17 protein-coding genes and 3 pseudogenes are annotated in these 21,500 nt (G+C 59.8%); 5 read left to right on the plus strand and 15 right to left on the minus strand.

The window, feature by feature from the left end; all coding sequences use genetic code 11:
* Nucleotides 1–63 precede the first annotated feature (63 nt).
* The 8 genes from BN2475_RS11135 to BN2475_RS11170 form a co-directional block, all read right to left on the minus strand.
* Nucleotides 64–1,515, minus strand: coding sequence for an NAD(P)/FAD-dependent oxidoreductase (locus BN2475_RS11135; RefSeq protein ID WP_094779590.1), 1,452 nt, complete (start codon nt 1,513–1,515; stop codon nt 64–66).
* 164 nt (nt 1,516–1,679) lie between these two features.
* Nucleotides 1,680–2,531, minus strand: coding sequence for an ABC transporter permease (locus BN2475_RS11140; RefSeq protein ID WP_094779591.1), 852 nt, complete (start codon nt 2,529–2,531; stop codon nt 1,680–1,682).
* An 18-nt stretch (nt 2,532–2,549) separates the two neighbouring features.
* Entirely contained in the window at nt 2,550–3,818 is a 1,269-nt protein-coding gene (locus BN2475_RS11145; protein WP_174641934.1) for an ABC transporter permease, read from the minus strand.
* Between the two features lie 117 nt (nt 3,819–3,935).
* A complete protein-coding gene (locus BN2475_RS11150; protein ID WP_425435526.1) occupies nt 3,936–4,928 on the minus strand; it encodes an ABC transporter substrate-binding protein in 993 nt (330 codons plus the stop codon).
* A 123-nt stretch (nt 4,929–5,051) separates the two neighbouring features.
* Nucleotides 5,052–6,143, minus strand: a complete 1,092-nt coding sequence (locus BN2475_RS11155; RefSeq protein ID WP_094779593.1) for an ABC transporter ATP-binding protein — start codon at nt 6,141–6,143, stop codon at nt 5,052–5,054.
* A gap of 303 nt (nt 6,144–6,446) precedes the next feature.
* Complete coding sequence (locus BN2475_RS11160; protein ID WP_159444546.1) at nt 6,447–6,869, minus strand: acyl-CoA thioesterase; 423 nt, start codon at nt 6,867–6,869, stop codon at nt 6,447–6,449.
* A gap of 13 nt (nt 6,870–6,882) precedes the next feature.
* Nucleotides 6,883–7,803: a beta-keto acid cleavage family enzyme gene (locus tag BN2475_RS11165; protein ID WP_094779595.1), complete on the minus strand. Its 921-nt coding sequence runs from the start codon at nt 7,801–7,803 to the stop codon at nt 6,883–6,885.
* A gap of 28 nt (nt 7,804–7,831) precedes the next feature.
* Nucleotides 7,832–8,815 carry a 3-hydroxyacyl-CoA dehydrogenase NAD-binding domain-containing protein gene (locus tag BN2475_RS11170; protein WP_094779596.1) on the minus strand — a complete coding sequence of 328 codons (984 nt, stop codon included), beginning with the start codon at nt 8,813–8,815 and terminating at the stop codon, nt 7,832–7,834.
* 175 nt (nt 8,816–8,990) lie between these two features.
* On the opposite strand from BN2475_RS11170, the gene BN2475_RS11175 reads away from it, so the two are divergent.
* The gene (locus BN2475_RS11175) at nt 8,991–9,701 is read left to right on the plus strand and encodes a GntR family transcriptional regulator (RefSeq protein ID WP_094779597.1); all 711 of its coding nucleotides are present in this window, start codon (nt 8,991–8,993) and stop codon (nt 9,699–9,701) included.
* On the opposite strand, the gene BN2475_RS35460 is transcribed toward BN2475_RS11175, so the two are convergent.
* The 7 genes and pseudogenes from BN2475_RS35460 to BN2475_RS34605 form a co-directional block, all read right to left on the minus strand.
* Entirely contained in the window at nt 9,665–10,051 is a 387-nt protein-coding gene (locus tag BN2475_RS35460) for a LysR family transcriptional regulator substrate-binding protein (RefSeq protein ID WP_245841262.1), read from the minus strand. The genes BN2475_RS11175 and BN2475_RS35460 overlap by 37 nt on opposite strands.
* Before the next feature lie 70 nt (nt 10,052–10,121).
* Nucleotides 10,122–10,319 (minus strand): annotated as a pseudogene (locus tag BN2475_RS36515) (helix-turn-helix domain-containing protein); the annotation flags it as partial.
* A 436-nt stretch (nt 10,320–10,755) separates the two neighbouring features.
* A complete protein-coding gene (locus tag BN2475_RS11185; protein ID WP_094779599.1) occupies nt 10,756–12,138 on the minus strand; it encodes an aspartate aminotransferase family protein in 1,383 nt (460 codons plus the stop codon).
* A gap of 330 nt (nt 12,139–12,468) precedes the next feature.
* Nucleotides 12,469–13,234, minus strand: a pseudogene (locus BN2475_RS11190) (ABC transporter ATP-binding protein).
* A 37-nt stretch (nt 13,235–13,271) separates the two neighbouring features.
* Nucleotides 13,272–13,976 (minus strand): ABC transporter permease subunit, encoded by a 705-nt coding sequence (locus tag BN2475_RS36325; protein ID WP_342744602.1) that lies wholly within the window; start codon nt 13,974–13,976, stop codon nt 13,272–13,274.
* 287 nt (nt 13,977–14,263) lie between these two features.
* A pseudogene (locus BN2475_RS11200) lies at nt 14,264–14,368 on the minus strand (uracil-DNA glycosylase family protein); the annotation flags it as partial.
* A gap of 248 nt (nt 14,369–14,616) precedes the next feature.
* On the minus strand, nt 14,617–14,769 hold the full coding sequence (locus BN2475_RS34605) for a DUF6496 domain-containing protein (protein WP_162844468.1): 153 nt from the start codon (nt 14,767–14,769) through the stop codon (nt 14,617–14,619).
* A gap of 246 nt (nt 14,770–15,015) precedes the next feature.
* On the opposite strand from BN2475_RS34605, the gene BN2475_RS11205 reads away from it, so the two are divergent.
* From BN2475_RS11205 to BN2475_RS11220, 4 genes are all read left to right on the plus strand, one after another.
* Entirely contained in the window at nt 15,016–15,888 is an 873-nt protein-coding gene (locus BN2475_RS11205; protein WP_094779646.1) for an endonuclease/exonuclease/phosphatase family protein, read from the plus strand.
* Between the two features lie 384 nt (nt 15,889–16,272).
* Nucleotides 16,273–17,520, plus strand: coding sequence for an MFS transporter (locus BN2475_RS11210; RefSeq protein ID WP_094779600.1), 1,248 nt, complete (start codon nt 16,273–16,275; stop codon nt 17,518–17,520).
* 352 nt (nt 17,521–17,872) lie between these two features.
* The gene (locus BN2475_RS11215; protein WP_245841263.1) at nt 17,873–18,721 is read left to right on the plus strand and encodes a TetR/AcrR family transcriptional regulator; all 849 of its coding nucleotides are present in this window, start codon (nt 17,873–17,875) and stop codon (nt 18,719–18,721) included.
* 114 nt (nt 18,722–18,835) lie between these two features.
* Complete coding sequence (locus BN2475_RS11220; protein ID WP_094779601.1) at nt 18,836–21,334, plus strand: acyl-CoA dehydrogenase; 2,499 nt, start codon at nt 18,836–18,838, stop codon at nt 21,332–21,334.
* The last annotated feature ends 166 nt before the right edge of the window (nt 21,335–21,500 follow it).

The following is a 21,500-nucleotide window of genomic DNA, read 5'->3' on the forward strand; positions in this document are numbered from 1 at the left end:
ATTATGAAATCACCGTCGGTATCCCCAACGCTCGCGTGCGCTAGCTTTTCTTCTGCCAGTCTTCTAAGCAGCGGCGGGCGGGTTGTCAGACCCATCTGCGTTCGTCCGGATCGGTGAAAGGCCGGCCGGGGCGAGCCGGGTCAGTCCGCGCACGATCATTCCGGGCGCACGTCCTTCGTCTGCAGCGTGATCCGACTGTGCCACTGCGCGGCGTACGATCTGAGCTCCGACATAACGGAATGGCTCCGGGGGAAACGCGCGCTGCAACGGCTGAACGAGGCCACATCGGGACCAGTCATCTTCCACGCCAAGCGCGAGTGAACGAAGGATTTTGCCGCCAAGCATCGATGGACCGACACCGTTTCCGGAGTAGCCGACGCCGTAGAAAATGTGCTGGCTGCCGGGCAATGCGCCGAACGAAGGCAAGCCGTTGCTCGAGCGGTCGATAGGTCCAGTCCAGCTCTGTGCAACGTCCTGCTTCATGACTTCCGGATAGATACGCGACAACCAGTCCGCAACAGTCGATTCAATTGGAGAACGCCCGTCGAATCTTCCTTCGACTTTCGATCCGAAGGCCATTTTGCCGCTCCCTCCTCCTTTGCCAAACACGATGCGTCCATCTGGGGTCGTTCGGTAGTAGTGGACCAGCATCCTGCAGTCGGAGATGGTCATCCCGTCAGTCCAGTGAATCGCTTCGAGAAGCCGGGGCAGACGCCGGGTAATGACAATGTCGCTCGAGACGACTGCGATCGCCTTGCGGATCTCTGAAAACACAGAGCCCCAGGCGTTCATCGCAAGAATCACCTTTTGCGCTTTCACGGTTCCATGCTGACAGCGGACCTGAGCCGGCACGCCCCGATCGAGCCCGACCATCGGCGACTTTTCGAAGACTTTAACTCCGAGTCGTACTGCATGCCGCCTGAGACCGCGCGCAAGTTTGGCAGGTTGGACTGACGCTGAGATTCGTTCGAATACCCCGGCCAGATGCGCCCTCGAACCACCGAGGGGCACGGTTTCATGGGACAGGACCTCGAACGGGGCGTGCCCCCGGCGCCTCGTCGCCGCGATGGTCGCGCCCCAGGTGCCGATTTGTGCTGCGGATGTCGCGGTCCATAGCCAGCCATCGAGGCGCAGTTCCGCATCGATTGAATTCTTCTCGCAGAATTCTTTCAGGTCACAGATGACTCGCGACGACTCGATGCAGAGCCGCTCGGCCTCGACTTCGCCGCACATTTTTGCGAGCGAGACAAATTTGGCCCATAGGCTTAGAACGAAACCACCGTTCCGGCCACTGGCTCCGCTGCCGCATAAGTCACGCTCGACAAGTACCACCTCGAGTTCAGGCCGCGTCTGTTTTATTTCAATCGCACTCCACAGGCCAGTAAACCCACCGCCTACGATGCAGACATCGGCCTGAAGGTCACAGTCGAGCTTGATAAGCGGTTCGTGCTCGCTACAGAGCGCATCCTTCAACCAATAGCTGAGATTGCAGGTAGACTGGGTTGCACCGTCCATGCTGGTTCCTTTCGCGTTCCAACGGTTCGCATTAGATGGACAAGCCGCCGCAACTCTGGAGTGAGCGCGACAGCCGGCCTGATTGGGCGACTACCAGATTCTCACCCATGTGTGAGATGAAATCACCTGTTCTTTGCCCAGAGCATGAGCGTCGAATGTGCGCCTCAAGTCGCCACGGCGGTTGCCACGGCGCGCGCTGCATTCCTGCCGCGCAACCATTCGAGCGCAAGAAGAAGGCACGTGGAAAAGACGATGAGAATCGTTGCTAGCGCGGCGATTGTCGGACTGATGTTCTCGCGGATGCCCGTGAACATCTGACGCGGCAGCGTCGTCTGGTCGGCGCCAGCCACGAATAATGTCACGACAACCTCGTCGAAAGAAGTTGCGAATGCGAAGAGCGCGCCGGACATGACACCCGGCGCAATGACCGGCAGCGTGATTCTGAAGAACGTCTTGACGGGGTTCGCCCCGAGCGACAGGCTCGCGCGCACGAGGTTGTAGTTGAAGCCCTGTAACGTTGCCGCTACCGTGGTGACGACGAACGGCACACCCAGCGAGGCGTGCGCAAGAATCAGCCCCGTATAGGTGTTCGCGAGCCCGAGCGGAGCAAAGAACAGATACATCCCGACGCCAACCACCACCACCGGTACGACCATCGGTGAAATCAGGATCGCCATCAGCAAGCCTTTTCCGCGGAAGTTCGCCTTGCTCAGGCCGATGGCTGCCAGGGTGCCCAGAATCGTCGCGAGGACGGTCGCAGACGGCGCAACGATGAAGCTGTTTTTTGCCGCCACACGCCACTCCTGCGACGAAATCAGGTTCTCGTACCAGCGCAATGACCAGCCGGGAATGGGATACACGAGAAATGTGCTCGACGAGAACGACAGCGGCACAATCGCCAGCACCGGCAAGATGAGGTAAAGCAGCGTCAGCGCAGCGAGGCCGCGAAGCGTGAAAAACCAGACGCGCTCAGTGAGCGACACGTGTGGTGCAAATAGCGTTCCTGGATGGCTCATCACATGACTCCGCAAGCGTCAGCCGAGGCTCGGACTGGACCGCGTGAAGCGCCCATAGATCACGTACAGAATAATCGTCGCAACCAGCAGCAGGCCGCCGAGCGCACAGGCCATGCCCCAGTTGATCGAACTGTTAGTGAAATAGGCAACGTAATAGCTGATCATCTGGTCATTCGGTCCACCGAGAAGTGCAGGCGTGATGTAGTAGCCGATCGCCAGAATGAAGGTCAGCAGCACGCCCGCGCCGATGCCCGGATAGGTCTGCGGCACATAGACACGCCAGAATGCCGCGAACGGATGACTGCCAAGCGATACCGCTGCACGCTGATAAGAATGCGGGATCGATTTCATTACGCTATAGAGCGGCAAGATCATGAACGGCAGCAGGATGTGCGTCATCGAGATGTACACGCCGACGCGATTGAACAGCAGCGCCACCGGTGCATTGACGAGTCCGCTGCCAATCAGCGCCTTGTTGACGAGCCCCTCGCTTTGAAGAATCACGATCCACGCAGCGACGCGCACGAGAATGGATGTCCAGAACGGAATCAGCACCAGAATCATGACGAGGTTGGCGCGACGTTCCGGCAGCGTCGAGATCCAGTATGCGAGCGGATAGCCGAGCAACAACGCGCAAAGCGTAACCACGGCGCCGATCACGAGCGTGCGCCCGAAGACAGCAAGGTAGATGCGCTGATCGGGATCCGTCGGCACGATGTCGCCGAACGCGTCCTGCTTGTGGTCCAGCGACGCCAGCAGGTAGAACGGCGTATAGGCGCTGTCGTTCTTCGCTATGGCTTGCCAGTAGGTGACATCGTCCCAGCGCGCATCCAGCTCGGTGAGCTTCGCGTGAATTTGCGCGGCCGCGAGCTTGAGCGGGTGGCCCGCGTCGTCGGCGAACGGCATCGCTCTCGCGGTCTTCGCAATCAGCGAACGATAGCCAGGAATCTCGTCGTTCAGACGCCGGCCCAGAGCGCCCCGCGCCTCGTCGTCCGTGGTCGCTGTGAGATCCGCGGCGAGCGCGGCGTAGGCCGAATCCGCCGGCAAGCTCGTGCGGTCCCAATGAGCCAGTGCGCCGAGCGTATGCGGCAACGCCGCCGTCACGTCGGTGTTGTGAATGGCGCGCGTCAGCAGCGCACTGATGGGCACAACGAAGATCAACAACAGAAAGATCGCGAGCGGAGCGATCAGGAGCAGCGCCACCGTGACCTTCTTCGCCTCGGCGCTTTTCAATTCGCGCTTGAGCCTATCGGTCGATTCGGGCGACGAATCCACGGCGATCGTCATTGTCGTCATACCTGTCTCCTGCTTCCACACCGGGTCGCGCGGTGAGGCGCGCGACCCATCATCCATCGCGACAAGCTTCAGGGATGAAGCATCACCATCCTTTCAAGCGGGCATCGTCTACCTGGAAGCCCAGGACGCGAAGCGCTGCTCCAGTTCGTCGCCGTGATCCGTCCAGAACGCCATGTTCTGAAGCACCGCGTTCTTGCTATTGGCCGGAGAGTTCGGGAGGTTCGCAAGCGTCTTTGGGTCCAACGACTTGATTGCTGCGAGATTCGCGGGCCCATACGCAATGTTCTTCGCATAGGCTTGCTGCGGCTTCTCGGTCAGCGCGAAAGCAATGAACTTTTCGGCCAGATCCCTGTTCGGTGCGCCCTTTGGAATCACGTACCATTCGACGTCGTAAATGCTGCCGTTCCATACGACCTGAAGGTTCTTGCCCTCCTTCTGCGCAGCATCGATCCGCCCGTTATAGACGGTGGACATCACCACATCGCCGGCCACGAGGAACTGCGGCGGCTGCGCACCCGCCTCCCACCACTGGATGTTCGGCTTGAGCTGGTCGAGCTTCCTGAATGCGCGGTCCTGACCGGCTTTGGTAGCCAGGACCTTATAGACGTCCTTCGGCGCGACGCCATCGGCCATCAGCGCGAATTCCAGGTTGTAACGCGCGCCCTTGCGCATGCCGCGCTTGCCCGGAAATTTGGTTTCGTCCCAGAAGTCTGCCCAACTCGTCGGCGCTGTCTTCAGCGTGTCGGCGTTATAGGCGAGCGCTGTCGACCAGACGAACATTCCCGCACCACAGGGTTGTACCGCCTCGGGAATCAGATCGGCCTTCTTTGCGATCTTCGACCAGTCCAGCTTTTCGTACATGCCTTCATCGCAGCCGCGTCCGAGATCGCCGGTTTCGACTTCCGCGACATCCCAGTCCACATGTTTTGCATCGACCATCGCCTTCACTTTCGCCTGTTCACCGTTGTACTCCACGACGGTGATCGTGTTGCCGGTCTGGGTCTCGAACGGACGGTAGAAGGCAGCTTTCTGGGCGTTACCGTTCGCGCCACCTTGATTCGCGACAGTAAGGCTTCGCGCTTCGGCCGAAGACGAAAGCATGAGTGCACTGGTGGCCAATGCAAGCGTAGCAACTGCAGTCCTGTTCATTTGATTTCCTCTTTCGGAATGAACCTTCATGAGACGCATGACGCTTTTGACCTGCCCGCGTCGATGCGAAATCTTTCAAGCGAATACGCGCAGATGTTCGGGCGCGAACGCGAGCGAAACCGGCTTGCCGGATGCAAAATCCGCCAACACGTCGTTGCCGAGCGGCACTTTCACGAAGCACTCGCTCTGGTCGGCAATCGAGCAACGCATGCGCACGTGATCGCCGAAGTAAATAAGGTCCGCGCCCGCGCCGCGCACGACGTTCTCGCTGTCGCCGGTTCGCGTTGTTACGCGCATGCGCTCCGGACGAATACAGGCGACGGCCGGCGTGCCCGGCTTTGCGGCCGCCACATTGCGACCCGTAAGAAGCGTGCCGTCGGCAAGTTGAAATTCGCACAGCGCGCCGTCAGAGGCGACGATAGTCCCGCGCAGCTTATTGCTATCGCCGATGAAGTTTGCGACGAACTCGTTGCATGGCGACTCGTAAAGGCTGTCGACGGTATCGAGCTGTTGCACGATGCCCTTGTCGAACACAGCGACGCGATCAGACATCGTCAATGCTTCGCTCTGGTCATGCGTCACGTAGACAAACGTCACACCAAGCTTTTCGTGCAGCGATTTGAGCTCGTACTGCATATGCTCGCGAAGCTGCTTGTCGAGTGCGCCGAGCGGCTCGTCCATCAACACCAGCTTCGGTTCGAAGACAAGCGCACGCGCAAGCGCGATCCGTTGCTGCTGGCCGCCCGATAGTTGCGAGGGGTAACGCTTCGCGAAGCTTTCCATGCGCACCATTTTCAAGGCATGGGCGACCCGCTGCGCACGCTCTTCGGCCGAGGACTTTCGCACCGTCAACGGGTACGCGACGTTTTGCTCGACCGTCATGTGAGGAAACAACGCGTAGTTCTGGAACACCATGCCGATGTTCCGCTTATGCGGTGGCACCTTGTTGAGCAGCGTGCCGTCCAGCCAGATCTCGCCGCTCGTCGGAAACTCGAAGCCTGCCAGCAGCATGAGGCACGTGGTCTTGCCGGAACCCGACGGACCGAGGAGCGTGAGGAATTCGCCTCGCTTAACGTCCAGATCCAATTGCTTGACCACCAGCGTGTCCCCGTCGTAAGTCTTTCGAACGCCTCGAAAACTCACCAGGATGTCTCTATCCGACTTCATTGAACATCTCCAAGGTAACGGTCTCGCTGCCGGTGTTGGTTCAGAGCGCGTCCGAACTGTTTGCTTCGACCGCCGAACCATCACCAGACTATGGAACAAAGTTAAGCCACTCAAAATGCCATGTCAACAAATATGATATCTGATCAGAAATTTTCCCTATGGCGGCGTTGATCACGTTGCGTCTGGCAGCGGGCACGCGCATCGTTTCGTGATGTCGATGCGTCGAATTGACGAGCGAGGCGCTGACGATGGCATTGGTTGCAACATGCAGCCGCCGCGGCAAGGCTCGAACGACCCGGCCGTCTACGCAGGTTCGGCCAACTCGACAACGCGGCTGCGCAGTTCTTCGGGAATATGACTGCTTACTCTTGCCTGCATGTCGAAGAAGACCTCGACTGCCTCACACGATGCGAGAAGCCGGCCGCCTCCCTCCTCTGTCAGCTCGAGTCGAAAGGTCACTGACTTGCTTCCGACGCGAAGCACCTTTCCATGCACGTTGGCAATGGTGCCTGCCACTGTCTCCGACGCAAACGACATCTTGATTTCTACAGTGACCGGAATCGTGCCGGCGCTACCCGAAGCGGGAACGGTCAAGCCGAGCCGCTTCCAGAAGATGAACAGCGCATCGTCGAATGCGGCAGCGTAGTGGCGCCCATTCAAATGACCAAAGTGATCGCATTGCCATTGATGCGCCACAATCGAACTGAGCAGAAGCGGCTCGGCCATGATGGCGTCCTCCTCAGTTGACGCTTGCGAGTGCGGACGCACTCGACAGGCCGAAGATCTGTCGGGCCTCGTCCGGCGTCGCGACTTCGCAGCCGAGATCGTGGATGATGCGACAGGCGCGTGCGACCAGTTGACCATTGGTCGCAAAGACCCCGCGCTCGAGATAGATGTTGTCTTCGAGCCCAACGCGGCAATGCCCGCCCATCATCGTGGACAGCGCAACAATTTCCATCTGGAAGCGCGAGATGCCGAAAGCGCTCCATAGTGCGTCCTTGGGCAGGAGGTCCTTCATGTACACAAGCGTCTTCACGTCTGCAGGCGCGGACCATTTGACCCCGAGGCAGATCTGGAAGAGCGGCGGCGCATCGATATACCCGTCTTCCACCATTTGGCGCGCCAACAGGATATCGCCGGGATTGAAAACCTCGATCTCCAGCTTGGTGCCGGTGCCGCGGATCCGCTCAGCCATGCTGCGCAACTTCCCTGGCGTATTCATGAAAACGCAGTCCGGCGCGCCGGCGATTCCCCCTTCGAGATTCATCGTTGTCGCGTCGAGCGTGCAGATCTCCGGGCGATTCTCGAGCACATGAAGCACTCGCTCTTCAGCGTTGCCCACGTCGGTCGTCGGGTGAGCAAGCGCCTCGTTGTGAGGCTCGGGGACGAACGTTCCACCCATGCCGGTAGTCAGATTGATAACCACCGACTGGTTGACCTCGCGCACACGCTCGACGATCTCGCGAAATACTTCAGGGGATCGGTTGCCCGCGCCGGTGCTGGGATCGCGCCCGTGGATATGAACGACCGACGCCCCGGCCGATGCAGCTTCGAAGCACGCGTTAGCGATCTGCTGCGGCGTGACGGGGTAATCGGGATATTTCGGATGGATCGGGCCATCACCGGTCACGGCACACGTCAACACAACTTTGCGCTTCATTCGTACTCTCCAGAAAATGGACCCGAGGTCAGGATTGGGGTTGCAGTGATGCCTTGCTTTGCGAGCTTTGACTTTTCAGCGCGCGCAACACCGCGACGAGCTTTGCATCGCGCTCGCGCCGCAGTTCCGCGTAGTCGCGGCCGTTGATCTCGTCCCGCAGACCTGAGACGAGCTTGTCGATCGTCGCGTCGGTCAGCTTTGGCGTGCCGAGATCGTCCCACCAGTGGTGATAGCTATCTCTGAACTGCTCGCAGTACGCGCGCAATCCACCTTCGCCGCCTCCGAGATTCAATAGCAGATGCGGTCCCATTACGGCCCATCGCAATCCCGGCCCGGCACTGACAGCGGTATCGATATCCTTCAGGCTTGCAACGCCCTCTGCCACGAGCCATATGGCTTCACGCCACAGTGCCGCTTGCAGTCGGTTGGCGACATGCGCGAGCACTTCACGCTCGAGTGTGATGGTGACCTTTCCGCAACTCTCGTAGAAAGCCGTCGCACGTGGCAACACGTCTTTCGCCGTTTGTTCGTTGGCGTAGAGTTCGACGAGCGGAATCAGATGTGGAGGATTGAACGGATGCGCGATGATGATTCTGTCCGGAGCGCTCCATCCTGCCTGAAGATCTGACAGCTTGAAGCCGGACGAACTGGTCGCCACGATCGCGTCGCGCTTGGTGTGCAGCTCCATGCTTCGATAGAGCTGCAGTTTCGCCTCCAGCCTTTCCGGGATGCACTCCTGGATAAGGTTCGCCGTCGCTACAGCCTCTTTCAGCGAATCGGTGACGCGCAAGTCCGGGCGTGTTTCCGGGTTGGCTAGTCCAAGGTCGATCAAGGTCGGCTTCACCGAAGCCCAGAACGCGTCGATCGCCGATCCTGCGTCCGGACGGCTGTCATACACATAGACTGTTCTGCCCGACGCTGCAAACAAAGCGGCCCAACTGCATCCAATCAGGCCTGCCCCAATCACGGCGACAGTTGCAACGCCCTCAGCGCATTCGTTTCTCTCCGACATGATCCGCCCCTTTTGACGATCTGATATCTGATCAGATCGTACTGCTTTCGTGATATCTGATCAAGTATTGTGTTTGCAGATCAAGCTGCTAAACTGAATGATGGTGGTCGCGCCGTGAAAGCGACGATCCGAAGGACACCGCGTCGTTGACGCGACTACATGTGGAGCAACGCAATTGACAACCCAAACGAGCGACCTGCCCGAGTTCGAGGCACGCCGTCGCAGCTCAGACCTCGAATACATCTATGACGCACTGAAGCAGTCATTCATGATCGGTGAGTTCGTTCCGGGCCAGCGCGTGACACTTCCCGTCCTCGCTAGTGCTTTCGGAACGAGCCAGATGCCCATACGCGAGGCGACGAACCGACTGGTCGTCGCTCGCGCGTTGGAGGCACTACCGCGTCGATCGTTGCGCGTTCCACAGGTGACCACCGAGCGATTAGATGCCCTTCTGCCATTACGTCTGCAACTCGAAGGCGAGGCGACACGTCTTGCTACCCGGCCGGGTTCGAAGGGGCTGGCAGTTCAATTGAAGAAGATCAATGACGAGATGTATGGCAAGGCGGCTCTAAAAGACGTGAAGTCCTTTCTTCGTCTTAATCAGCGCTTCCACTTCACCGTCTACGAGAATTGTGGAAACCACGATCTCGTGGATCTGATCGAGCTACTGTGGATGCGTTATGGACCGCTAATGAATGTGGTGCACAACGGAGTGCTTTCCGACACTGGCAAGAATCGTCATCTCGAGTTGATAGCGGCCATCAAGGAAGAAGATCCGAAGAAAGCGTCTGCCGCCATACGTGCGGACATTGCAGAGGCGGCGGCGAAAATTCGCGAGGTCATTGCCGCTCAGACCACGCGCATGGAAGAAGGTGTTATGGAATGACAGGCGGACATTGCTTTGTCTAGACGCGGGTGTGTCTGGCGTGCCACGACGCACAGTTCAACCTGGCCGATGCTCTCGTGGCTCAACCCTGGATAGACGTTCTCCGGCTTCGCGGCGATCACCAGATCCACGTCCCCATCCTCCAAGCTGATAGGCAACTGCGGGCTGCTTAAAAGAGCATTGATCGTGAAGCCGGCCATCGGACGACGCAAGCGAAACCCTCCCAGCAGAGGCGTGATCAGGGATGACGCCAAACTGGGTAGAGAGCCAAGGCGGAGCCAAGTCAGAGCCAAGGCGGATCCAACCCGCCTCCGCCGAGCGCTCGTTACATATTTCCGTCTGCAGCTCATGCATCGCGTGGGTAATCTGGCGCCCGTGCCTGAGCATGGTCTGCCCGGTCGCGATGATGACGATGCCTCTGCTGCTGCGCTCGAACAGGCTCCCTCCTGCCTCGGCCTCCAGACGGGCCAACGCCTTGGACAGCGCTGACTGCGTAACCAGCGAGTTGGCCGCTCCGTGCAAGCTCACATGTTTGCTCAGTGCAATCAGGATGTGCAGATCGTCAAGTCGCATGGCAGGCGGAACTGATCTGTGACGGAGGATCGACGATTCCGCCATGGAATCGCCACGGGTGAGTGCAGGAATTATCGCGCATGCGTTCAGGCTCTATAGTCCGTTCATGGGAGACCTCTCTCGAATACAACCCCGAGACACGGTAAACACCTTTCGTGGTCCATCTGACACAACGAGCGCTCTTTGCTCTCGGGCCTGTCTGCATTGATTCTGCCTTCGGGAGTTCAAGCACATGACGCCTGGCCGAGCAGCACATCACCTTGAACGTTCCGTTCTCGGACGGAGGGTCATTGGCGGTGCAAACGTGCTCTTGCAACGGCTCTCGCCAAGATACCCGGTCAACCAGTGACGGTGCTGAATCGGGCCGGCCCACGTTGCCACTTTTATTCGAGTCCTCTCCTGCACCACGTTTTTGAAAGGTCGGCAGATGCCGGCCTTTTTCATTTTCAGGCCCAGGAAGCAAAGCGCCGTCACCGTCGGATCACACAGGGTTTGAACGTGTGGTGGCGAGCCACTGCGCCGCATCATCGAGTGCCTTGGTTGCCGCATCGAACATTTTATCAATCTGGTCGTGGGTGATGATCAGCGGTGGGCAAAAATTCACGACGTCGCCCGACGCCCGCGTGATCATTCCATGTACGCGCGCGCGGTCGCCGACATAGGAGGCAACCCCCGCAGATTGCGGGAACGACTCCCTCATGTCTTTGTCGGCGACGAGCTCGAGGGCGGCGATCAATCCGTGTCCGCGTGTCGTACCGACGAGGGGATGCTCACCAAGCGCCGCCACACGCTCTTGAAAATGTGGCGCGATTTTTTGCACTCGTCCCACCATGTCATCCTCCTCATAGATGCGCAAGGCCTCGAGTGCCACAGCCGCGCAAACTGGATGACCGCTGCAGGTGAACCCATGCGCAAAGATGCCGATCTTCTCGCTTTCGCTGATCATCGCACGATGGATTCGGTCGGAAACCATTACCGCCGAAATCGGCGCATATCCGGCTGAAAGCTGTTTAGCAAGCGTTATCACGTCAGGCGTCATTCCGAACGATTCCGTGCCAAACATCATGCCCGTGCGTCCGAATGCGCAAATGACCTCATCGGCGATCAGCAGGATGTCATACTTTTTCAGCACCGCCTGGAGCTTTTCGATGTACGTGGCAGGCGGAAGAATCATCCCGGCAGAAGCCATGATGGGCTCTGCGAAGAAGGCTGCGATCGTATCCGGGCTCTCTGTGAGGATCAATTGTTCAAGGGACTCTACACATCGGGTCGCAAAATCCTCTTCAGTCTCGCCCGGCAGCCCGTACCGATAGAAGTCCGGGCAATCCGTGTGCAAAACTCTGTCAATCGGAAGATCGAAATCTTGATGATTGGCAGGTGATCCGGTGAGGCTCCCTGTCGCAACTGTCACGCCGTGATAGCTCCGGGAACGGGCGATAATCTTCTTCTTCTTCGGTCTGCCCAGTGCATTGTTGTAATACCAGACTAGCTTGATCGCAGTATCATTCGCCTCTGATCCCGAATTCGCAAAAAACACCTTTGACATCGGCACCGGCGCCATCGATATCAGTTTCTCAGCAAGCTTGATAGACGGTTCTGTCGACTTGTGACCGAACGAATGATAGAAGGGCAGTTTACGCATTTGGCGATCGGCAGCATTAGCCAGGCGCGCTTCGCTGAACCCAAGCGCCGCACACCAAAGTCCACTGAGAGCTTCCAGATAGCGATGCCCCATGTCGTCGAATACATAAATGCCTTCGCCGCGCTCGATGACCATCGGACCCAGCGTACGATGCGAACTCAGGTTGGTATATGGATGAATGTAGTTTTCGATGTCGCTAAGGTGTAAATTGGCACTTTGCATTTTTTTGCCTCCATCCTTCAAAACGATTTGAAACGGCTCACGAATCCCTGAATTGCGAGGTCTTTCCGGTCATTTTGATCTCCCGTAGCGAAGCCGTGACTCCCGGCGAACCGGCAATATTTCTGCACTCGTATCGCTCTGGTTGAAGACCCCGTATCGTCGAAGCAAGGACGTTCACCAGCAAGCACGACACCGCTCTTGCGTGAGAAACATTCCTGTGACTGTCGTTGTGATTAATTTGGCGAGAGCCTCGATCGTCAACCGACCTGATTGTGTCGCGCAATCCCCGAAAGTCAGCAACGGTGGCCGCCTCGCCGCCATTTCGCAGCACTACTTCAACCGTCCAGCGAGAAATTGCTGCAACCGTTCGCTCCGGGGGCTACTCAGTATCTCCTTCGGGTCACCCTGCTCCTCGATCTTCCCTTTGTGCAAGAACACCGTGTGGTTCGACACATTGCGAGCAAATCCCATTTCGTGTGTGACGACAATCATGGTACGGCCCTCCTCCGCGAGCGCCTGCATCACTCGCAACACTTCACCGACAAGCTCGGGGTCGAGAGCGGAGGTCGGCTCGTCGAAAAGCATCACTTCCGGCTCCATCGCCAGCGCTCGGGCAATTGCTACCCGCTGCTGCTGACCGCCGGACAAATGCGACGGATACTTGTGCTCGAAACCGACCGAAAGACCCACTTTTGTCAAGTATTTGCGCGCGTGCTTCCGCTTCACTCCGATTCAATCCCAACACGCTAACCGGCGCTTCCATGACGTTTTCGAGAACGGTCATGTGCGCCCACAGGTTGAAATGCTGAAACACCATCGAGAGGCGCGTCCGCATCTTCTGGAGTTGCCTCGGATCACTCGCGCGCAAGACGCCGCTTCGGTCGGTGGTCGTCCGGATTTCCTCTCCGTCGAGAGTAATACTCCCCGAACACGGCGACTCAAGGAAATTGATGCAACGCAGGAGCGAACTTTTCCCTGAACCACTGGACCCAATCAGACTGATCACATCACCGGCTTTTGCGCGAAGCGATACCCCTTTCAATACCTCATTCTCGCCGAACTTTTTGTGCAGATCGTCGACAATCAATTTGTACATTCTCAATGCACTCCATCACACTGGCTAGCGCTAAAGTTCAATGCGCTTGCGGTTTAAGGTACGCCATCAAATGTGCTTCCATCCGCCTGAAGGTCCATATGAGGACGAAGGCAATAGACGCGTACAGAACGGCTGCAATGCCGTATGCCTCAAAGGTCATGTACGTGGCGGAATTGGCGTCGCGCGTGACCTTCAGGATATCCGGCACCGTTGCGGTGAAAGCGAGGCTCGTGGCATGCAGCATCAAGATCACTTCGTTGCTACACGCCGGCAACGAGCGACGCAACGCCGAGGGCAGGATGATGCGCGTATAGAGCTTCCAATTCGACATAAGTACCAGGTTGGAAACAGTAGTAATCGCCAGATAGATTGCTCCGGCGACAACCGTGAAAAAGAAGAATGCCTGTGTGCTCTTGCCCGCGTCTTGCGATGCCCTGACGACGTCGGCGAGGCCGATGATCGACACGAGTGCAGTTGCCTTCAGCAGCACCTGCCAGTTGTTGCCAACGCCAGGCAGCGCGAAGCGCATCATTTGCGGGAACATGATGCGGTGGAACACGCGCCACCCACTCATCCCGTACGCGAAGCCAGCCTCGAACTGGCCTCGCGGTACCGACAGGAACGCCCCGCGGAATGTCTCAGTGAAGTACGCACCATAGATAAAGCCGAGCGTCAATACGCCGACACCCCCGGATGCGGTCCGCAGACGCCGCTGGGGCCAGACTTCGGCTTCCCACGACACCCCTGCATTCGAGACCCAGTCTGGCTCCGACGTCGCTGGACGAGGTAAGCCCCGCAAAAACGACCGGGCATCCGGCCTCGAAACGCCTCCAGACTAGCTAATTGTCTACACTTTTGTATTATAGTTTTCCCCAGTTCGAGGTCGCGAACAGCATCGTCGAGGGCTTATTAGGTGTTTGCTTACGAGATTGCTTCAGAGCTGCCGCGAACACGCAGCAGCCTGAAGCTCCGCGACAGCAGCATCGGGCTTACACAGGTGCCGCTGCGGATTAACTGGGTCCATCAGTGCTTCAGGCCCACTTCAGCGAGCGCCTTGTCGAGCGATGCTCCGGCCGGTCCAACGAAAGGCCTGCCCTGAAGATCTTCCGAGTCCCCCGACTGCTCGCCAACCAGCTGTCGCTGACCACCTCGATGCTGCGGCATCCTTTGCGGGTTCTGCCGTTGCTGGCCCTGCTGCTTTCCTGCATCCTTCGGATTGCCTGGTTGTGTGTTCGATTGCTTCGTGTCAGTCAAGTCGACTCCTTTGTCCGGTTCCGTTGGCTGCGTTGTAAAACTGGCATCCGCCAGTTTGTTCAACGGCATCGCCTGAAGTCACGACGCGCCCTGTTTCAATCATCTTATTCAGTACTACTGCTCGGCTGTTACTTGTCGGTCTTCCTGGGAATCTTCGCGCCGGACTTGCGCGCCTGATTCAATGCGATCGCAACGGCCTGTTTGTGCGGCTTGCCATGTTTCTGTTCCGTTTTGATGTTGTGCGACACCGTTTCCTTCGAGGTTCCTTTCTTCAGTGGCATGATCATCTCCTATCGGTCGACGGGTCCAAAAGAAGCAACCACTTGAGAGTGCGGCTGCCGGTACGTTGCATGTAGCGTCGCAGCATAAGCCGTGCCTCGTCCATGACCGACCGCATCCCGCCGCACAGCGCACGCTTGTTGCATGCCATGTATGCAGGACTCGCGCGTTTTCCCGAGTCGCCAGACGCCCCTGCGAGTCCGGCAAGCGGCGATACACTGGTGATCTGCGTTGCGAAGGAGAACATCATGAGGCTCGTCGACTGGAACATTCAGTGGGGCTGCGGCGTAGACGGCCGGGTGGATCTGGCGCGCATTGTGAGAGAGGCACGCGCGCTGTGCGACTTCGACATCCTGTGCATCCAGGAAATGACGCGCGGCTTCCATGAGGAGCCCGCAGCCGGCGGGCTAAAAGGCGGTCCATCAGCCGATCAGTTCGCCGAGCTAGCCGCTTTGCTGCCGGAGATGACGGTGCTCGGCGCGATCGGCGCCGATCTGCCGTCTCTTCAGGGAGGCCGTCACCGCCGGCAGTTCGGCAATGCCATCGTGACCCGCTTGCCGGTCAAACAGGTGCTGCGGCATTCGCTTCCGTGGCCCGCCGATCCGGCTAAACCGTCGATGCCGCGCGTCGCGCTCGAAGCCGTGATCGACACTGATATCGGCGCGCTGCGCGTGATCAGCACGCACCTGGAGTTCTATTCGGAAAAGCAGCGGCTCGCGCAAGTGGGCAGATTGCAGGACTTGCATTGCGAAGCATGCGATCACGCGCGCTTTCCAGCCAGGGCCGAAAAACCGGACAGCCCGTTCGCCGACACCGCGCGGCCGACGAGCGCGATACTCTGCGGCGATTTCAACAGCGCATTCGACGATGCCGCCTATCGCCGGATGCTCGAACCTGTTGCGCACGCGCCCGCTTTTGCCGATGCCTGGGCTTGTGCGCATCCTGGCGAACCGCGTGCTGCAACGGTCGGTCTCTACGATCATGAGCAATGGCCCGATGGACCCTTCGCCTGTGACTTCATTTTCGTCACCGAGGACCTGAAGCCGCGGATCGTGGCGTGCGATGTCGACCCGGCGAGCCGCGCGTCCGATCATCAACCGATGCGTCTCGAACTGCGTTGATGCGGACAAATGCCGAACCGGCAATCATGCGTCGACACGTGCAGGCGCGCCGTTTGCGCGCCCGGATAAAAATACGAGGCTGAATCGATGATTCGAGTCGACTCCTCTATTTTGCAATTCAAATACAAATTACATATAACAAACGACAATACAACGCTTTCAATACAATAATTACATTTATCCGACATCAAGCACGCATTCGTGAATTCATCACAAAATTGGCATGAGACGTTTCCAGGTATTAACACGGAAAAGCGTGCGTTCAATCATGCAGGCGCTTAACAGTCGGCGTACACTCGTCCGCAGCCTTTGCCATAGCGCGCACTGGCTGCGCAACTGCCCGCTCGTCAGACGCGGGTTACTGGAGACTCAGGAGAACAATCAATGAGCTGGACACGGGAACAGAGAAACGTCACGATCGCCGCGTATCTCGGCTGGACGCTCGACGCATTCGATTTCTTTCTGATGGTGTTTGTCTTGAAAGATATCGCGGCGGAATTCAATACGACCATTCCGTCGGTGGCCGTCGCCATTATGCTGACCTTGATGATGCGTCCGGTCGGCGCCTTGATTTTCGGCTGGCTTGCCGACAAATACGGCCGCCGTCCCACGCTGATGGTCAACATCGCGTGCTTCTCGCTGCTGGAGTTGCTGTCCGGGCTCTCGCCGAATCTGATGACGCTGCTGGTGCTGCGCGCGCTGTTCGGCATTGCGATGGGCGGCGAATGGGGCGTCGGCGGCGCACTGACGATGGAAACCGTGCCGCCGAAATCGCGCGGCATCGTTTCCGGACTGCTGCAGGCCGGTTATCCGAGCGGCTATCTGCTGGCCTCGATCGTGTTCGGGGTGTTCTTTCAATACATCGGCTGGCGCGGCATGTTCTTCGTCGGCGTGCTGCCCGCGCTGCTCGTGCTCTACATCCGCGCGCATGTACCGGAGTCGCCGGCGTTCAAGACGCTCGAAAAGAAAGCGCACCCTGGTCTCGTCGCCACGCTCAAGCAAAACGTCGGCCTGTCGATCTACGCGATCATCTTGATGACCGCGTTCAACTTCTTCTCGCATGGCTCGCAGGATCTGTATCCCACCTTCCTGCGCGTGCAGCGTCAGTTCGATGCGCACACGGTGTCGTGGATCACGATCACGCTGAACATCGGCGCGATCTGCGGCGGGCTATTCTTCGGCTGGTTTTCGGAACAGATCGGCCGCAGGCGCGCGATCTTCATCGCCGTGCTGATCGCGTTGCCGGTGCTGCCGCTGTGGGCCTTCTCGACCACGCCGGTGCTGCTCGCGCTCGGCGCATTCCTGATGCAGATCTCCGTGCAGGGTGCATGGGGTGTGATTCCGGTGCACCTGAACGAAATCTCGCCCGACGAAATTCGCGCGACCTTCCCCGGTCTCGTGTATCAGCTCGGCAACCTGATCGCGTCGGTCAACGGCCCGTTGCAGGCCAGCGCCGCCGAAGCGCATGGCAACGACTACGCGCTGGTGATGGCGGTGGTGATCGGTATCGTCGTCGTGGTGATTGCCGCGCTGATTCCGTTCAGCCGCGAGCGCCGCGGCATCGACATGACGCAGTCGGCGGAAGAGGTTGCCGAGCACGCCGGGGCGAATCCCGCTGCGCAGCAGCTTTAAGCGTTTGAGTCACGCAGCTGCCAGGCGGCTATTTTGCGGGCGCCTTCTCAGGCACGATAGCCGCAAAGGCGGATAAAACCGCCATACGAGGCCGCTCCGATCCAGATCGGAACGGCCTTTTTATTTCCGCTCGACGTGGCGCGTTGCGTGCGTCGAAACGGCTGGCGCTCATCAGATCTTCTAGAGGAGCTAGTCGACTGCGAGCCTTGCTCGCACAGACCACCCTTCACTATTCTGCAAAAAACGCACGTTTCAAATAGGCTTTTGAAGCAGGCTTTTGAAGCAGTTTTTTGAAGCAGGTTTTTGAATCGCTTGTTTGCGAGCCGGGCGACCGGCAACCAGGAGACGCAACATGGCTGTTCGCACGACGGGCCGGCTTGCCGGCGATACGAAGTCCCGCATCCTCGACGCCGCCGAATCACTGTTCATCGAATACGGCTACGAGGCGATGTCGCTGCGCCAGATCACCGCCCGCGCCGAAGTCAATCTCGCGGCGGTCAACTATCACTTCGGCAGCAAGGAATCGCTGATCCACTCGATGTTGTCGCGCCGCCTCGACCAGCTCAACGAAGCACGGCTGAAACTGCTCGACCGCTTCGATGCGATGCTCGGCGAGCGTCTGACCTGCGAGCACGTGCTCGGCGCGATGTTCATTCCGGCGCTGCGTCTGTCGCGCGATCCGCAGGTCGGCGGCAAGGCGTTTCTGCGTTTGCTGGGCCGCGCTTATACCGATCCGTCGTCGTTCATTCGCGACTTTCTGAACGGGCACTACGCGTCGGTGGCGCAGCGCTTTTTCGATGCATTCCAGCGCGCGTTGCCGCACCTGCCGCGCGAGGAACTCGGCTGGCGTTTGCATTTTGCGATCGGTGCGCTCTCGGGCGTGCTGGCCGGCACCGATACCGACCGCCTGATCGCCGAGTTCTCACAGGGCAAGTCGATGAACGACCTGCAGTTGACCGCGCGCCTCGCATCGCTGATGGTGGCCGCGCTCAAGGCGCCGCTGCCGGACGACTCGCAACTGGCCGCGTTCGCCACAGTGCTGGGCGACGCGAGCGAAGGCGGCGCTGAGGGCAGCGCGGCAAGCGAAACCGCATGCACGCCGCAAGGCGCCAGCGCGACGGTGGTCGCTCCAGCGGCGCAAAGCACAGTGGACGCGATGCGCGAGGTTCGCCCCGCGGTTCGCCCCGCCGTTCGCTCGTAAGGCAACAACGACGCGCAGCGCAACAGCCGGACCACCCGACAGAAGATCAACCGAACTCGAGCCGTCCGCACCCCGCGAATACGGTCGCGCATCATCGGCACAGGAGGAGGCATCATGCCGTGGTTCATCCTGGTACTCGTCATTGCCGCTCTGGCGCTCGTCTATATCCAGGCGCGAGCGTCATGGTGGCTGGCTGCCATGATCGTCTGGGTGGCGCTCGCGCATGTCAGCGGTGCAGCGGGCTCTGTCGTCACGACGCTGTTCGCGATCGTGCTGGTCCTCCCCGCTCTCGTGCTCACGCTCAAGCCGCTGCGCCGCGCATGGCTGACGAGGCCCGTGCTCGACGCGTTCCGCCGGGTCCTGCCGGAGATGTCGCCCACCGAGCGCGATGCGCTCGAAGCCGGCACCGTCTGGTGGGACGCCGAACTGTTCTCCGGACGCCCGCGCTGGCATACGCTGCTCGGCTATGGACCGGCCACGCTGACTGCCGAAGAACAGGCTTTCCTCGACGTCGAATGCGAGCAGTTGTGCGATCTCGCGAACGACTGGGAAACCACCATGGTCTGGCAGGATCTGTCGCCGGCCACGTGGCAATTCATCAAGGAGCGCGGCTTTCTCGGCATGATCATTCCGAAGCAGTACGGCGGCAAGCAGTTCTCGGCGTACGCGCATTCGCAGGTCATCATGAAGCTGGCTTCGCGCTGCTCGGCTGCCGCCGTGTCGGTGATGGTGCCGAACTCGCTCGGCCCCGCCGAATTGCTGATGCAATACGGCACCGAAGCCCAGAAGAACCACTACCTGCCGCGTCTCGCGCGTGGCGAGGACATTCCCTGCTTTGCGCTGACGAGCCCTTACGCGGGCTCCGACGCCGCGGCGATTCCGGACGTCGGCATCGTCTGCAAGGGCGTGTTCGAAGGCCGCGAAACGCTCGGCTTTCGCCTCACGTGGGACAAGCGCTACATCACGCTCGGACCGATCGCGACCGTGCTCGGCCTCGCGTTCCGCGCACTCGACCCCGACCACCTGCTCGGCCCGAATGACGAGCCAGGCATTACCTGCGCGCTGATTCCGGCCGACCACCCGGGCGTGAACATCGGTCGTCGTCATTGGCCGCTGAATGCGGTGTTCCAGAACGGCCCAAACTCGGGCGAAGACGTGTTCATTCCGCTCGACTGGGTGATCGGCGGACGCGCGCAAGTGGGCAACGGCTGGCGCATGCTAATGGAATGTCTCGCGGCGGGCCGGGCGATTTCGCTGCCGTCGTCGAACGTCGGGATAGCGAAGATCGCCGTGCGCGGCACCAGCGCTTATGCCGCGATTCGCCGCCAGTTCCGCACCGCTGTCGGCAAGTTCGAGGGCGTGCAGGAGGCGCTCGGCCGCATGGGCGGCAATCTGTACGTGATGGACGCCGCGCGCCGCCTCTCCGCGCAGGCGGTGGACCTCGGCGAAAAGCCATCGGTCATTTCGGCAATCGCGAAGTACCACATCACGGAGCGCGCCCGCATGGTCATCAACGACGGCATGGACGTCGCCGCCGGCAAGGGCATCTGCATGGGGCCGTCGAACTTTCTGGCGCGCGCCTATCAGCAGATGCCGATCTCGATCACCGTGGAAGGCGCGAACATTCTCACGCGTTGCCTGATCATCTTCGGCCAGGGTGCGCTGCGCTGTCATCCGTACGTGCTCAAGGAAATGACGGCGACGCGCGAACCGGATCACGCCAGGGCGCTGCGTGATTTCGACGCGGCATTCTTCGGTCACGTGAGCTTCACGCTCTCCAACGTCGTGCGCAGTGCCGTGTACGGCATCACGGCCGGCGCGTTGATCGCGCGGCCGCGCACCGCTTACGCGCCGCTCCATGCGTACTATCGCGCGGCCACGCGCCTGTCGACTGCGTTCGCGCTGCTCGCCGACGTCTCGATGCTCGTGCTCGGTGGCGATCTGAAACGTCGTGAACGCCTCTCCGGGCGCCTGGGCGACGTGCTGTCCCAGCTGTACCTGATCTCGGCCACGCTCAAGCGCTTCGAAGACGAAGGCCGCCAGCAGGACGATCTGCCGCTCGTGCGCTGGGGCGTCGAGGATGCGTTGTACAAGGCCCAGCACGCGCTCGACGGCGTGCTCGCGAATTACCCGAACCGGCTGGCCGCCGGCCTCGTGCGGTTAATCGCCTTGCCGTTCGGACTGCCGTACCGTGAGCCGTCGGACCGGCTCGGCAGCGAAATCGCGGAGCTGATGCAAACGCCCGGCGCGGCGCGCGAGCGGTTGTTGTCCGACTCGTACGTGCCGCATCCGGATGTCGATGCACTCGGCTACGGCGAGCTGGCGTTCGAGCTGAATGCGCGCTTCGCGCAGATCGAGCAGAAGCTGCGCGATGCAGTCGGGCAAGGCCTGCTCGCGCCGATGCCGCAAAGCTTCGCGCAACTCGCCGCATGGAGCGACGCGGCGCAGCAGCAAGGGCTGATCGACACCGACGAGCGCCGCGTGCTCGACGATTACGCGCGTTACGGCGCGCAAGTCGTCCGGGTCGACGACTTCCCGGCCGACTTCGACATGTTGGCCGGTCTGCAAAAGCGCAAGGAGACGCTCGACAAGGCGCTGGAACTCTCGACGTGACTTGCGGTGTGATTTGCGGTGTGAATCAAGGCCCGAATCACGGGCTCGGTTCCTGAGAAAACCCTGGGCGGATCGGGAAAGCGTACCCGCCGCGCCCGACTCAGTGCACACTGACACACGGCCGACGTCCCCCAAGAGGACTTCCTGCGGGGCGTGCCCCAAGGGC

This window comes from Paraburkholderia ribeironis, assembly GCF_900019265.1.
GTDB classification, from domain to species: Bacteria; Pseudomonadota; Gammaproteobacteria; order Burkholderiales; family Burkholderiaceae; genus Paraburkholderia; species Paraburkholderia ribeironis.